The sequence below is a fragment of the Aurantivibrio infirmus genome (assembly GCF_054767315.1).
In genome coordinates, this window is the sequence record NZ_BAAFSK010000004.1 from 474,276 (window position 1) to 488,519 (window position 14,244).

Below are 14,244 nucleotides of genomic sequence, written 5' to 3' on the forward strand. Positions count from 1 at the left end.
AAGTTATAAGATGAAGGAAGTTTGTATTATGTTGCAGTCCATCGACAAAGATAACGCGAGTAAACCCAATGCGGCTGAAAAAGGAATTCAAAATGATGCGAATTTAGAGGACCAAATTTTTCTCGCTGTGGATAAACTTCATGCACTTTGCTCGGCACAATCACAGATAGATTCCAATGATTGCGTTTTAAGCCCACAAGCACGCAATCACTACTCCATTATTATCGAAGATCAAGTTACCGAATTGCGGGAACTGTTAAACAAACATTTCGACTAAGTGCTCGTTCAGTGACGAGCAGGCAGGTTTGTGCGGTGCCAACGCCCGTTAGCACCTCATAGGCCTCCAAATCTCCTACCAACGTGCTTGTTAAAAAGCCCAACATCCACCACTACCCAACAGCAGTGCCCAGTTATCGGACCCACACATCTTATTCAGATGAGGCTTAGCAATCTTGGTCCTTTCCCAATAAGCAACAAGCCCTAATATATGCCTAGAATGATTTTTCCGGTAATCGCCAAGATAGGAAAGTCAAAACATTCGAAAACGCGTTATGCCTGATATAATCCTCGCCCCTCCAACCGACCAAATCTTGGTTTAAGACCTCGAATATATCCAACCACGAGACGAGACAAAGGCAATGAAAACAAGAATTACAGAACTACTCGGTATCGAACACCCCATTATTCAGGGTGGAATGCACTACGTTGGGCTCGCGGAGTTAGCGTCGGCCGTTGCCAATGCTGGCGGCCTCGGTATTTTGACCGCGCTAACTCAACCCAACCCAGACGCACTGGCCCAGGAAATTGAACGCTGTAAGGGGATGACGGACAAACCGTTTGGTGTAAATTTGACCTTTTTGCCCGGCATGGCAAAACCTGACTACCCCGGCTATATCAAAGCGATTATCGAAGGTGGAATTAAAGTTGTAGAAACGGCCGGACGCAGCCCCGAAGCATATATGGATGCATTAAAAGGCGCGGACATTAAAGTCATTCACAAATGCACCTCTGTTCGTCACTCTCTAAAAGCAGAGAAAATTGGTTGTGATGCGGTAAGCGTTGATGGTTTCGAATGTGGTGGTCACCCCGGCGAAGATGACATTCCCAACATGATTTTATTGCCTCGCGCCGCTGCTGAATTAACGATTCCGTTTGTAGCCTCTGGTGGCATGGGCACCGCTTCACAAATGGTTGCGGCTCTCGCCTTGGGGGCAGATGGCATCAATATGGGAACGCGCTTCATAGCGACGCAAGAAGCACCCGTCCATCAAAATGTTAAAGACGCTATTTTAAAAGCATCTGAACTGGATACGCGTTTAGTCATGCGGAATCTCAGAAACACCGAACGCGTAATGACAAATAGTGCAGTAGAGGAATTAGTTGCCTTAGAAAAAGAAAAAGGTGCTGACATCGAGTTCGGGGACATTGTGCAATATGTTGGCGGTGTTTATCCAAAAATTATGCGCGAAGGCGATATGGAAGCTGGGGCGTGGAGTTGCGGAATGGTTGCGGGTTTAATTGAAGACATTCCTACCGTTAAAGAATTGATTGATCGAATAATGCATGAGGCGGACGACATCATCAAAAACCGCCTGAACAAATTCGCTTAATGGCTTTTAATTAGATCGATAAAAAATAAGTATATATAAATAAAATACGGAGTTGATTTTTAATGTCTTCTGAAACGGTATTCCCAAATACAGAATTTTCAATTTGTGGCCCTTTTCGTCATCCGCGACAAATGCTTGGCGACCAAACCTATGACGGCCATGTATCCATTCACGATGACAAAATGGCAGAGGACTTGGGTTTTTCCGGAGCACCGATCGAAGGGCCAACTCATTTCAGCTTATTTATTCCTTTGCTCCACAAAATTTTTGGCGATGCCTGGTTTGAAACCGGCTGCATAAGCTCGCACTACCAAAACATGGTCGTCGAAGGCGAAGAAGTAAGAGCATTTGCCGAACTAAGCGACAACAAACAGATTTGTAAAATCTGGGCAGAAAAAAAAGATGGGACACCGGTTCTAACAGGTACCGCTGGTATCGGCCCGAATCATGGCGAAAGTGAATTAGATCGTCGACGAGCTAATTTAAGACCTTCGGAACAGTTAGTGATTTTGTCCGACTGTCATGTTGGCATGAAGGGTAAGACACCGGAAAAAGCGATCATGGATTTCGATCAACACATGGGAGATCTTTATCCTTTCAGTTTGAATGATAAATTGAAAAAAATTACCGAAACGACGCCTTGGTACACGCAAGAAGGTGGCAGTAGCTCTCCTTGGGGTCGGGCAATTATTCCTTTCGAAATGATTAGTGTCTTAGTTGAATATACTTCCCGAACGGCGGAGTATCCCATCAAAGGACCAGCCGTGGGATTGTTTGCTGATCAAGAAATCAAACTTATTAAAGGGCCGTTATTCGTAAACCATCCTTATCGACTAGAAAGAGAAATCGTGGCCTTAAGCGAAAGCCGCCGTGTCGAATCTCGCTGGACCTTAACGAAAGTCTACGACGAAGAAACTAATGACTTGGTTGCTGAATGCATTCTTAATCACTCAATCGTTAAGAACTCTTATAAAAAATACGAAGAAGACGCGAAGCAACTTGGCAAAACTATTGAATAAACTTCTAGAGTAGCAATTTGGATATTTAAATCAGTTTTCGACAATGCTTACCAACTTGAATATTTTAGTAAGCGTTGTCTTTTAACCCGTCTGGAAAATTTCAACGATCGAAGCGAAAATCCTCACTTAAGCAGCACATCTTCTGACTCAATTCCTTAGATGTTTCCCATTAATAAAAAATAACTGTGCGCTCCCAAAAGACCTGTTAATCTCTTGTATCACAAATTTCCGGCTCCATTAGTTGAGTAAACGCCTATTTTGTGGCTTTTAAACACGAGTTATAAAACTCAACCTTATACCAAACTATAAATAAAAATTAAAAAAACATCGGCTTGCCGCTGATAAATTAAGTGAGACTCTAGCAATGCGATTAGCAAAATTATCCATTTCACTCATAAGCCTGATCTTGATGGCCGCTTGCAGCGACAATTCCGCTACTGATGAAGAGCAAACGCCACAGTCATCAGACCCGCAAGAAACTACTACGACCTCGGTCTTATCTTCTCATCCTTTGGTGCAATTACCGGGAAAAAACTGGATAACTAACGGTGGTAATATTTATAACCAGCGTTATTCTCCGCTGACAGAAATCAATACAGAAAACGTCAAAAACTTGAAAGGTGAATGGCTGACTCATTTGGATGGCTCTGGTGTCGGCCCTCCCTATTCCGGCGAAGCTCAACCCATTGTTGAAGACGGCATAATTTATATTCCCACCGGTGCTGATGATGTATTCGCATTAAGCGCGGAGACTGGAGAAAAACTGTGGGTCTATAAGTCTGGCCTCGACTCTGCCATCAACACCGTCTGCTGCGGTTGGTCGAGCCGTGGTGTTGGCCTAAGCGAAGACAAAATATTTCTTGGCCAATTGGACGGCAAGTTAGTCGCCCTAGATAAAAAAACCGGTGACGTAGTTTGGTCTATCCAAGCGGAAAATTGGCAAGAAGGTTACACCATTACAAGTGCGGCTCTTTATTATGACGGCATGGTAATCACTGGTTTTTCCGGTGCTGAATTTGCAACCCGCGGACGCGTTAAAGCTTATGACGCTGACGACGGAAAATTACTGTGGACTTTCTACACGGTTCCAGGTCCTGGTGAATTCGGTCACGACACTTGGCCTCAGGACAGCGACGCCTACAAACATGGTGGCGGCACAGTATGGCAAACACCGGCCGTCGATCCTGATCTTGGTTTAATTTATTTCTCGACCGGCAACCCAGGCCCAGACTTATTGGGAGCTGTTCGCCCCGGTGATAATTTATTTACCTCTTCTATTGTTGCCTTAGATGTAAAAACTGGAAAATATCGCTGGCACTTCCAACAAGTACACCATGATCTTTGGGATTTTGATTCACCGAGTCCCGTCGTGCTTTTCGATATAGAGTACAAAGGCGAAATGCGTAAGGCCTTAGCGGAAGTAAGCAAAACTGGATGGGCCTACATTCTTGATCGAACCAATGGCGAACCGTTAATTGGCATTGAAGAAAAACCTGTTCCCCAAGAACCTCGACAAATGACATCACCAACTCAGCCCTTTCCAATTGGCGACCCCGTCATTCCTCACCACATCGACATTGCTCCCGCGGGCTACGAATTAATTAATGAAGGCAGAATTTTCACTCCCTTCTGGGAAGATCCAGTCGTGTCAAAACCTAATGGCTTGGGTGGGACCAATTGGCCACCGAGCTCTTACGATCCAGAACGTGGTCATTTATATATTTGTTCTAATGATCGCATGGGATTTTTTACCGCCAACGGCGAACAAGAAGAACCGACGGCAGGTAAACATTACATGGGTGGTCGCTTCGGCAGTACGCAAATTCCTTTAAACGGAATTTTCGCGTCCTTTGATATGCGCACCAATAAAATGGTCTGGAGTCAGCGCTGGAAGGATAGTTGCTGGAGTGGATCAATCAACACGGCAGGCGATTTAGTCTTTGTCGGTCGCAACGAAGGCCAACTACAAGCCTTAGATTCTCGTGATGGCAAAATATTATGGGAATTCCAAACCGGCGCCGGTGTCAATGCAACAGCGACAACCTTCGAACATAAAGGCAAACAAAAAGTTGTGGTTTACGCCGCAGGAAATCTTTTTGCGGGTTCCAAAGGGGGTGACAATGTTTGGCTGTTTTCTCTGGACGGCACTTTAGAGTCACTCGACCAGAACCAAGGCTCAGCGCGTTTTAATTTCGACGACGCCAATCCAGAAGCCGGGGCATTAGTTTTTGAGCAGTCCTGTTCACAATGTCATGGCGAAACCGGTCAAGGTGGTCACGGTGTCGGACCGGACATTACCGCCGTCGCATCGCCAGTTTATGTTGCAACAACAGCAACTGATGGTAAGGAAAAAATGCCACCCTTTGGCGCAGTACTGTCGTCAGAACAAATTAGAGATGTTGCCGTATTTGTCGCAACCAAATTAGGGAAAGAATAAATTCCAAGGGTCTCGTCATTACTCGCAACTAACGACGATAACAATGCGTTTAGAAGACAATAAAAATAACCACCCGGAGGGTCACATCTCCGGGTCGCGTTAGAAGCCCTTCACGATTCTAATGAAGACTCATTAAACTGACAGAAACGTACAAGCCAAGGCTAAGATGTACAGCCACTTTACAATCAGTCTTTTTTTGGTTATCAACATACCTTTCTATGACTATTCCGAAAACATGCATTTCGAGACGATATGAAACTGAATAGCTTATCTAAATCAAACAAAAGCATCGCGTTTTACATTTTCCTTTTTTTGGCGTATCTGCCTATTGCCCATAGCCAGGAAACATCCAAACGTTGGCAAAACACTTTGAATTCAGCAAATAGCTTGCCGCGATTGTATAGTTTATTGGTGAGTCGAGATGGAGAAATAGTCTTAGAGAAATATTTTAATGGCAAGAAAGCAACGGATATTGCCAATATAAAATCCGCATCAAAAAGCGTTGTCTCTGCCCTTGTTGGGATAGCGATTGATCGAGAGTTCATGAGCGGTGTGGACCAGAATATTTCGTCATTTTTCACCAAGGAACTCAATGGAAATACGGAAAAATCCAAGATCACTGTTGGCAACTTGTTAAGTATGCAATCGGGTTTGGAATCTACGAGCAATCGAAATTACGGTGCTTGGGTGTTGAGCCAAGACTGGATTCGCTTTGCCCTTGAGCAACCGTTTTATGACGAACCCGATGGTTTAATGATTTATAGCACCGGCAACACTCATCTATTGGCGACAGCTGTCGCTCGCTCTAGCGAGCTGAACGCGCTGGATTTTGCACGGAAATATTTGTTCTCACCAATGGAAACGTATCTTGGAGCATGGCCAAAAGATCCGCAGGGGAATTATTTTGGCGGTAATGATATGGAATTAACACCGCGACAAATGCTGGCTTTTGGTGAACTCTATTTAAACCAAGGTCGATATAAAAACAAACAAGTTATTTCATCAGAATGGATTAGTGAATCACTTAAACAACGAGTTGCGTCACCCCGCGGACAGGGCCGGCATTACGGTTACGGGTGGTGGATACGCGATACGGCGGGCTTCGAAACGCCCTACGCTTGGGGTTATGGAGGGCAATTTATTCTATTAGTACCGGAAGAAAATATTGTCGTTGTTGTTACTTCGAGTAGTATCCCCGGTCCACAACGACGCTTTCATACGCGTGCGGCTTATCGACTCGTTGAGTCGGCTGTTATTGAAGCTACTCAGTAGCATTGAACAAGAAGATTAAATATCAAAAATTAAAAAAATAAAATCCCATCGAAGAATTAAAAAAATGCCCCTTAATTAAAACTGCGTCTCTATATAGAGACGCAGCTTACATTTATCGAGTATTTTTATTCATTATTAACCAGAAAAACATGTCGTCTTGATTTTATCGGAGTGGTAAACCGCGATAGGCGATATATTCTTCCAACACTTCGCGAAAGTCTTCTACCTCTACGTCTCGCTCACAACACACGAGCATCAGTGCACCATCCGAACGAAAATCCCCACACCAATCCATCAGTTCTTGTTGAGACCAGGCTTGTCGATATTGAGTAACTTTGTCATCGCTCAGCTCGGACACATAAAAACGCAAGGCCAAATCAGTTTCGTCAGTGGGTGTCGACGACGAGGATTCAAACTTAGCGGGATCACCCACAGCAGAGTTATTTACCATAGACATCATGCTCGCACCCAACCGTGAACTTTATTTTCGGTTTGACCACCCGCCGCCAGATAGCGTGTTTTCGCTTGCGCTAGCATATCATTGGGAATCGCTTTTAATTGGGCATCGACATCAATATCATAAATTCTCGCGGCATTTAGACCGAAGATTTTAGCCTTATCTTGTTTTGTTAATTTGCTGTAGCCAAATTTCTCACACAATTCATCCGAAATTTGGAAACGTTTCATGGCATCAATAACCCATTGTGGTGAACCCCACCATAAACAATCCGTCCCCCAGATGACATGATCAACACCATAGGCCTTAATGTTTTTACCAATCAAATGCATACACATTTCAGGGCTAACAATCGCCGTCGTGCCGAACGCTGATCCAATTTCTACGTTGACATTTTTCAGTCCGTCGGGGTGGCGCTCCTTCAATGCAATTAGGTCGCTGTGCCAAGGGAAATCTCCAGTGGCGCGATTAAAAAATTCTGGATTATTTGCAAGCTCTTCAGTGGGCGTATCTTTGATCGCGGAATGATAAATAATGAAAGTGAGATCGGGATTATCCAAGGCCGCTTTCTCAACATCTTTGGGGTGGGCTAAATGGCCTAAAGTGCGAGACTGCGCGGAATAGCCCTTGTGTACGCTAAAGGTTTTCATTCCAAGCTCACGGGCTTTATCGTAAAACGTGTAGGTCATACCTTCGTCATCCATTTGAAAGCCGTTCCCAGAGCGTCCTGGATCGGTATGGCAGTACCACTTCCAAGAATTAATACCGTATATGTTTACCTCACGATCCATCTGCTCGAACAGTTGCTCCTCATTGATACGGCGATTTTTCGCATCCCAATAATGATTCGGTGCGCAATTACCTTGGCATAAAGCGCGAACCGAACCCGCACCATTATTGATTTTGTCGCGGCTCTCCGACATCAACCAGCTAGGTAGCAAACCCCGCGAACGATCTCTGCCCTCAAGAACTTTTCCATCTTCACCCTTATTAATTTCTTTTCCGGGCACTCCAGAGATAACCAGCATGCTAGTTTCGCTATCCAAATACATTTCTTTAATAAAATTATTAAATGAATAAGCCTCTGCAGAATTATCAAGATTGAAGCCCATATTTTTCATTGCTTCATTATTGCGGAAATTCAAAGCATAGCCTTGGGTAAAGTGCGCTTGCACATCAAAAACAAAATATTCCCCTTTAGGAAATTTTTCTTCAATGGCAGCCGCATCGGTTAGCTCATCGGCATGAACATCCCAAGTATTACCAAAAACTGTATTGTAAGCGGCAAAGGCCGTTGCCAAACCCATCGATGAGCGCAAAAAACTACGTTTCGACATGTTAAGTTTTTTTGCATTCTCCGCAATCATTGCATCGATTTGATCTTGCCACTGTTTTTGTTGTTTAGTTTGAGGTGGCGGAATAAACTCTTCGTTGGACACTAACTGCGTGGGGATAGGCGACTCAATGCCGTCTTTTTCATCTTTTTCCCATTTTCTGATCCACATTGGCTTTCCCTCTTTATATTATTAGTCGAAAGATTTGATCGGAATATAATGTATGTTTAACTTTATTTTGAGATACAGCAATTTGAAAACGAATTAATTGTAGGCACAAAAAATTAACCGACTAAATTTACTTTTCAATTCTCTATAATTAGAGTCCTTATTGCGACAATCACTACACTGAATAATAAACAATAAGCCAGCTTAACTTTCTCATTGGCGTTATCAAAAACAAAACACGAACTGGTCGTCATTGCGTTGAGTATATTAAACTCAGCATCTATCTTTTACCACAGCTAACTCTTGCACCAAGCCCGGAACTCTATGCCGAAATCAATCTTCTCAGCTGTATATTTGTTTCTTTTGACTGTCTCGCTGAATTTATTCACAACTATCGCCATTGCTCAGCAAGATTCACCTGACTATAGCTGGTCGAGTGTTAAAAAAATCCTGGATACACATTGCGTTTTATGCCACAACGACGAACTTGCCTCTGGCCGCTTGGAGGGGGGTTACAAACTAACGAGCTATGACGAAGTGTTGCGCCTCGTCGTTCCCGGCCATCCAATTAAAAGCGCATTATTTACTTTCGCCAATGTCGACTTAATGCCTGAAGGCGATAGACCCAAGTTAAGTTCAGAAGAGAAAGATATTCTTTACTTTTGGATTTACCATGGCGCCAGTAATAATGCTGTGTTAGATCGTGATTGGCAGTGGATCAACCAAAACGTTATTCGTAACTATTGCGCGGACTGTCATGCTGAAAACAAAAACCCAGGAATTATCGCCTTAGATTTTAGCAGCAACGAAAACTATGACGCTTTATCGAATTATTTAGACGACGAGCTTCAGCGAATCATTAATAGTAATCGTGCTAGCCATCCAGCAATTGAAATACCCGCCCTATTATTAGCCAATGTTAATACCTGGCTTGATGAGGGCGCACTTAATTCTCTCCAAGCCAAACCGAACTGGCAGTGGATTAACGAGAATATTTTTCAAAAACAGTGTCGCGTTTGTCATGATGGGCAGAGCACGCATCTAGATTCTTACGAAAACATCATGAAATTAATTACACCCGGTAATGCCGCCGACAGCCCCTTGTATGGAGCAGTCGCTTCAGGCTTTATGCCGCAAAACATTCCTTTGGAAGCAAAAGAAATAGAAGCGATTTTCGAATGGATAGAGAACGGCGCAAAGCCTTAGACAGAAAAGCTAATCGGCAAACAGTAAATGCCAGAAACCCGGCGGTAATTCTAAACTCAACAGACGACTTAATGCTTCTACCATCACGAGCCCCATAAGTGCGTATATCGTTGATCGAAGATAAGAATGGCCAAAATAGCGGATAAAACTAAATACAAAAACGACGGCCGAAATCCTGAACCCAACAATCCAAATAGAAAAATAAAAACAACAAAAAACCGCCATATAGGCAACTATTTTTCGGTAAGCATTGCGCGTTTGTTCTTCCGTTTCTTCCTGATTTTTACCGCTCTGCGCGTCCAAGTTAGGTTCCCTTCCCATTATTATTCGAACAACGGACAAGGCGACTAAAAAAACACCCATGATCGTCGTGACATAAGGATACAGTCGAGCATCAGGTAAAAAGGTATTCGCTTCGCGATTAAGGACTAGAAATAAAACGAATAAAGCAGCGACGAAGAACAACAATAATCGCTTATCCCAAGGTGCGACTTCACTTTTCACTTTTGCCTTCATAGATAGCTTCGCACTCATTCTTGTTCACCCACGCTTTTAGTTTTTCGACCAGAACTAAACAAACTAAAGCCGATAATGAAAACCATAAGAGCGCCTATTATCAATACACCCGGTCGCGTCAACCACTCCATCTCGTATCGACTAGTGACTTGCCATAAGTAGCGCTCTACCGGCGTCGACAACACGAAGCCGATTAACATCGGTGCACGGGGAATTCCAGTTTGCCGCATGATGCAACCAATCACACCAAACACCAGCAATGAAAACAAATCGCCAATATGGCTTGTTGCCTGATAAGCACCTACAGAAATTAGCAACAAAATAAAAGGCATAATTTTATAAAAAGGAATAACCGCAAGTTTGGAAATCGGGCCACTCAAAATAAATGCAATTGCGGCACCCAAGACATTGGCTATTGCGATACTCCAAACAATAACGAAAACTAACTCCGCTTCAGTGAGAATTAAATCCGGGCCTGGCTCAACGCCCATAATAACCAACGCCGCCAATAACAACGCCATACTGCCACTACCCGGAATGCCAAATAAAATGGTGGGGATCAATGCCCCACCTTCTTTGGCATTGTTTGCGCTTTCCGGCGCAATTACGCCACGAATGTCGCCCTTACCAAATTGGCTTTTATCTTTGGCAAAGCGAATCACTACGCCGTAATTAATCCAATCAATAATTGCATTTCCCAAGCCCGGAATAAAACCAATACCGGCGCCGATTAAAGCATGACGCACGACGAGTAATTTATTTTTCATTACATCGCGAAGGCCTTGCATCCAACCCGCACCCAAATCAGTTTTCTTATCGGTGATCGCACCACCTTTAGAAAGCAAGGCAATAAATTCAGGAATCGCAAACAACCCAATCGCTAAGCTAGTGAGCTTTACACCATCAAGCAGATAGTCTGTGTCGAGAGTAAAACGATAAACCGCAGACGTTGGTGCGGTACCAAAAGAACCTAAAATCAAACCCATTGTTGTCGCCAACAAACCTAAGACCGGGTTGCGGCCACTCAATACGGCAACCATACCCAAGCCCAAGAGTGTGATCATTAACAACTCTGGCGTTCCGAGCGCTAATACAATTGGCACAGCAAAAGGTAAAATCGCCGACAACATGAGTGCGCCAATTATTCCGCCGACAAGGGAGCAAATAAACGCTGCGCTCAGTGCGCGAGCACCCTCTCCTTTTTGGGCAAGTGGGTAACCGTCCATGATTGTCGCTTGCGAACCAGAAGAACCAGGAATCCCCATAAGGACGGAGGGAAACGTATCCGAGGTCGTAATAACCGAACCCAAACCAATAAGCATGGCCACACCTGAAACGGGATCCATGCCATAAGTAAGTGGCATCAATAGAGCCATACCTACCATGCCGCCAAGTCCGGGTAAAATTCCGATAAACAAACCAACCACCACGCCAAGGAAAAGAAATAGAAAATGGTCGGGTTGAGTAAGAATTTGTAGAGCCTGGATGGCAGAATCAAACATAAACTTTTTTCTTTTATTAACGATTACGTCGCGACAAGCTGCCTTGCCGATCAACTTTATTTTTATTGCTAAATTATTATTACTGCGTTTTTATTGGTGGATTGTTATTACTGAACTTTTTCGAATTCAATCTCATAACGAGCACTTATGTAATTTTGCAGAAAGGTAATCAATTCTGGGCTCATATCGCGCGCTTTTGACAAAGCCTTGTCTAATTCCTCACCGTAAAGAACGCCGTAACCGCCGCTCTGCTCTTCAACACGCTTAGAAAATTTTGGATCCTCCGCCATTTTTGCTGCTGCTGCACGCAGTGCGGCTTTTGCTTCTTCGGGTGCATCTTTTGAAACAAGAATTGTTTTACCCGTATTCCCCACCAAAGGAATTACCGCTTTATAAGCTTCATAGAGCTCACCACTGGGCAACTCACCAAACGCTTGTTCATAGGCCTCGGGGAATGAAGGAATATCTGGAAAGGCTTTGTCGCCGATGATTTTTCCGTCACGGTTGAGTAAACCATCATTCCATAAATGGATCGCACCACGCCGCAAAAATAATTTTGACGTGGAATCATACTGCAGTGAAATTTGCTGAATGATATCGATTTCGCCACGTAACATTGCCAAATCTCGGTCTTTGCCACCTTCAAAACCTTTTATTACTTTTAATTTCATGTCGGTGAGACCAGCTTGTAGCATGAAAGAAATACCTGCAATTGGATCAACAAGTGCCGTATAAAGCCCCTCACCGCCTTGCAAATTTTTAAGCTGCTCTCGGCTTTCTACACCTTTATTCGCCGCAACAAATACATTGCGCGTTACCGGAATAGCGGCAATCACTTCGAAGTCATCAAGCTTGGTGCGCATATCTTTTTGCCGAAGCAATTGACGCAAAGCACCTTGCCCAGTACCAGCCAGTAAAATTGTGCCATCTTTCGGTGCTTGTTCCACCACCCAATTCCCCGCGAGCATCCCGCCACCGCCGGTCATTTGGCGAGGAATAATTTTTGGATCGCCATCGATAAATTCATTAAAGCCATCCGCCAAAAGCCTAGCAAACAAATCGGTACCGCCCCCAGGCGACGTGGGAATAATTACTTCAATACGCTTGTCTGCGTAATAAGGCTCAGCCGCATAGAGAGCAGAAGAAAAATGTAAACTACACGCTAAAACGGTAAGGAAGAGAAATTTATGATTTATCTTTTTCAAAGGGAACACCTACATTATTTAAATTATTAATAGTTTTTTTGATAACTAAAAACTCCACTCATGAAATTTCTAGCATGGGTACGAGATCCGCAATATCCGTCATCGTTTCAATATTCCAGATGGTCTCTACTAAATTTTTCGCGCGCTGCTCACCAATAACCGGAACGATTAACTCCAACGCTTTTTGTTCGACATCTTCACGCGACATAGGTCGAGTTGGATAGCCCAAAACATGCTCGACAAAATGTTCTTTAGTGCTGCCATCCTTAAGTGTCATGCTTACCTTCGCCGGCTCCGTCCGAGGCTCGCGCTCCATACTGCCGTCATACAAAACGGAAACTCGCGACATTTTTTGTCTAATAGAATCTGAATGAAAACGCTCATGAGATTGAGCCGCGTGAAAATCTAGCTTTCCATCCTCTAAAATAACGGAACAAAGATAAGGTAAATTCAACGCAGGCATTTTTGCGTTCGCGAAGATTTCCGGCTTACCTGGCATTTTAATTTCTATCTTTACTACTTTTTCGGGATCAACTTGCTTAACCAGATGCAACATAGCTTCAACGCTCGGTTGCGTAGGTCCGCCCACTGGATAGCGCTTATAGGCTACCAAGGGCATTTGAAAATCCACGCCGAGACCATCGATTAATTTATTCCGATCCATATCAGATTCAGGACCAACAAATAAAATACTCTGCAACCAACCGGGCGAACCTTGCAAGGGATCGCCGGTTCCAGTAAAGCCGTTGTGAACTAACAGCGCAGCAGCGGCGCCGTTACGAGCGGGCATTCCTGCAAACACAAAGGCTTTTTCAATATGCTCCTCGTCGCGCATCCAATTGTAAGAACCTGATGCTTGTTGCACACAATAGGCAAGCACATCGGAAATTTTATTTTCTGGAATAGCGAGAATTGAAGACGCGGCTGCCGCGCCACCAAAAACAGGAGCAAACCCATGATTACTTAGACCACCATCTCGCAAATTTGCTATGCCTAAGGCTTTAGGAAACCGGCACGCCACCTCATAGCCCGTGACTAGTGCACGCAACAAAGCATCACCACTACAATGAATGGTTTCACCGATCGATAAAAGCGTGGAGAGAATTGGTGGGCCAGGTTGGACAAACGCCGAGGGGCAAAAATCATTTATTTCCGCCGCATGCGCCGTCATTGCGTTGGCAAACACCGCGTCAAGTATTGTGGTTTTTTTATTGGTGGTGAGAATAGTGGCGTCGCTCGCTGAACCACCATGAATGAGTGCAAAATCTTGCGCAAGTTTCGCGGGTTTAAGTTTCGCGCTAACAAGTAATGACGCTAAAGTATCTAGAATATGTCTTTTACCTAACTCCAAAATGTCAGCCGGTATATCGCTGGACTGACTCGTTGCAATATAGCGAGACAAGGCCAACGTTGGAGAAGGTCCCGTTAATTGTTTGTCGCTTATCTGTGGATTTTCCTGAACAGCACTCAATGCCGCCTCTAACCTATTTGTCATTCATACTGCCTTAATTTTCAAAT

General features: G+C 44.1%; 12 protein-coding genes. 6 read left to right on the top strand and 6 right to left on the bottom strand.

Annotation, left to right across the window (positions count from 1 at the left end):
- Nucleotides 1–28: 28 nt before the first annotated feature.
- From ACYUCY_RS11590 to ACYUCY_RS11610, 5 genes are all read left to right on the top strand, one after another.
- Nucleotides 29–277 (top strand): hypothetical protein, encoded by a 249-nt coding sequence (locus ACYUCY_RS11590; protein WP_460226648.1) that lies wholly within the window; start codon nucleotides 29–31, stop codon nucleotides 275–277.
- A gap of 361 nt (nucleotides 278–638) precedes the next feature.
- On the top strand, nucleotides 639–1,610 hold the full coding sequence (locus ACYUCY_RS11595) for an NAD(P)H-dependent flavin oxidoreductase (RefSeq protein ID WP_460226649.1): 972 nt from the start codon (nucleotides 639–641) through the stop codon (nucleotides 1,608–1,610).
- 62 nt (nucleotides 1,611–1,672) lie between these two features.
- The gene (locus ACYUCY_RS11600; protein ID WP_460226650.1) at nucleotides 1,673–2,629 is read left to right on the top strand and encodes a hypothetical protein; all 957 of its coding nucleotides are present in this window, start codon (nucleotides 1,673–1,675) and stop codon (nucleotides 2,627–2,629) included.
- A 364-nt stretch (nucleotides 2,630–2,993) separates the two neighbouring features.
- Complete coding sequence (locus tag ACYUCY_RS11605; RefSeq protein WP_460226651.1) at nucleotides 2,994–5,066, top strand: outer membrane protein assembly factor BamB family protein; 2,073 nt, start codon at nucleotides 2,994–2,996, stop codon at nucleotides 5,064–5,066.
- A 252-nt stretch (nucleotides 5,067–5,318) separates the two neighbouring features.
- The gene (locus tag ACYUCY_RS11610; RefSeq protein WP_460226652.1) at nucleotides 5,319–6,338 is read left to right on the top strand and encodes a serine hydrolase domain-containing protein; all 1,020 of its coding nucleotides are present in this window, start codon (nucleotides 5,319–5,321) and stop codon (nucleotides 6,336–6,338) included.
- Between the two features lie 163 nt (nucleotides 6,339–6,501).
- Here the strand turns inward: ACYUCY_RS11610 and ACYUCY_RS11615 are convergent, their stop codons facing one another.
- Together ACYUCY_RS11615 and ACYUCY_RS11620 are read right to left on the bottom strand one after the other, a co-directional pair.
- Nucleotides 6,502–6,798 (bottom strand): hypothetical protein, encoded by a 297-nt coding sequence (locus ACYUCY_RS11615; protein WP_460226653.1) that lies wholly within the window; start codon nucleotides 6,796–6,798, stop codon nucleotides 6,502–6,504.
- Nucleotides 6,795–8,300 carry an amidohydrolase family protein gene (locus ACYUCY_RS11620; RefSeq protein ID WP_460226654.1) on the bottom strand — a complete coding sequence of 502 codons (1,506 nt, stop codon included), beginning with the start codon at nucleotides 8,298–8,300 and terminating at the stop codon, nucleotides 6,795–6,797. Before ACYUCY_RS11620 ends, ACYUCY_RS11615 begins: the two co-directional genes overlap by 4 nt.
- A gap of 321 nt (nucleotides 8,301–8,621) precedes the next feature.
- On the opposite strand from ACYUCY_RS11620, the gene ACYUCY_RS11625 reads away from it, so the two are divergent.
- Nucleotides 8,622–9,503, top strand: coding sequence for a hypothetical protein (locus ACYUCY_RS11625; RefSeq protein WP_460226655.1), 882 nt, complete (start codon nucleotides 8,622–8,624; stop codon nucleotides 9,501–9,503).
- 9 nt (nucleotides 9,504–9,512) lie between these two features.
- Here the strand turns inward: ACYUCY_RS11625 and ACYUCY_RS11630 are convergent, their stop codons facing one another.
- The 4 genes from ACYUCY_RS11630 to ACYUCY_RS11645 all read right to left on the bottom strand — a co-directional run bounded on the left by ACYUCY_RS11630 (nucleotide 9,513) and on the right by ACYUCY_RS11645 (nucleotide 14,221).
- Entirely contained in the window at nucleotides 9,513–10,037 is a 525-nt protein-coding gene (locus ACYUCY_RS11630) for a tripartite tricarboxylate transporter TctB family protein (RefSeq protein WP_460226656.1), read from the bottom strand.
- A complete protein-coding gene (locus ACYUCY_RS11635) occupies nucleotides 10,034–11,521 on the bottom strand; it encodes a tripartite tricarboxylate transporter permease (RefSeq protein WP_460226657.1) in 1,488 nt (495 codons plus the stop codon). Before ACYUCY_RS11635 ends, ACYUCY_RS11630 begins: the two co-directional genes overlap by 4 nt.
- Nucleotides 11,522–11,628: 107 nt before the next feature.
- On the bottom strand, nucleotides 11,629–12,726 hold the full coding sequence (locus tag ACYUCY_RS11640) for a hypothetical protein (RefSeq protein WP_460226658.1): 1,098 nt from the start codon (nucleotides 12,724–12,726) through the stop codon (nucleotides 11,629–11,631).
- Between the two features lie 58 nt (nucleotides 12,727–12,784).
- Nucleotides 12,785–14,221, bottom strand: coding sequence for an MmgE/PrpD family protein (locus ACYUCY_RS11645; RefSeq protein WP_460226659.1), 1,437 nt, complete (start codon nucleotides 14,219–14,221; stop codon nucleotides 12,785–12,787).
- Between the last annotated feature and the right edge of the window lie 23 nt (nucleotides 14,222–14,244).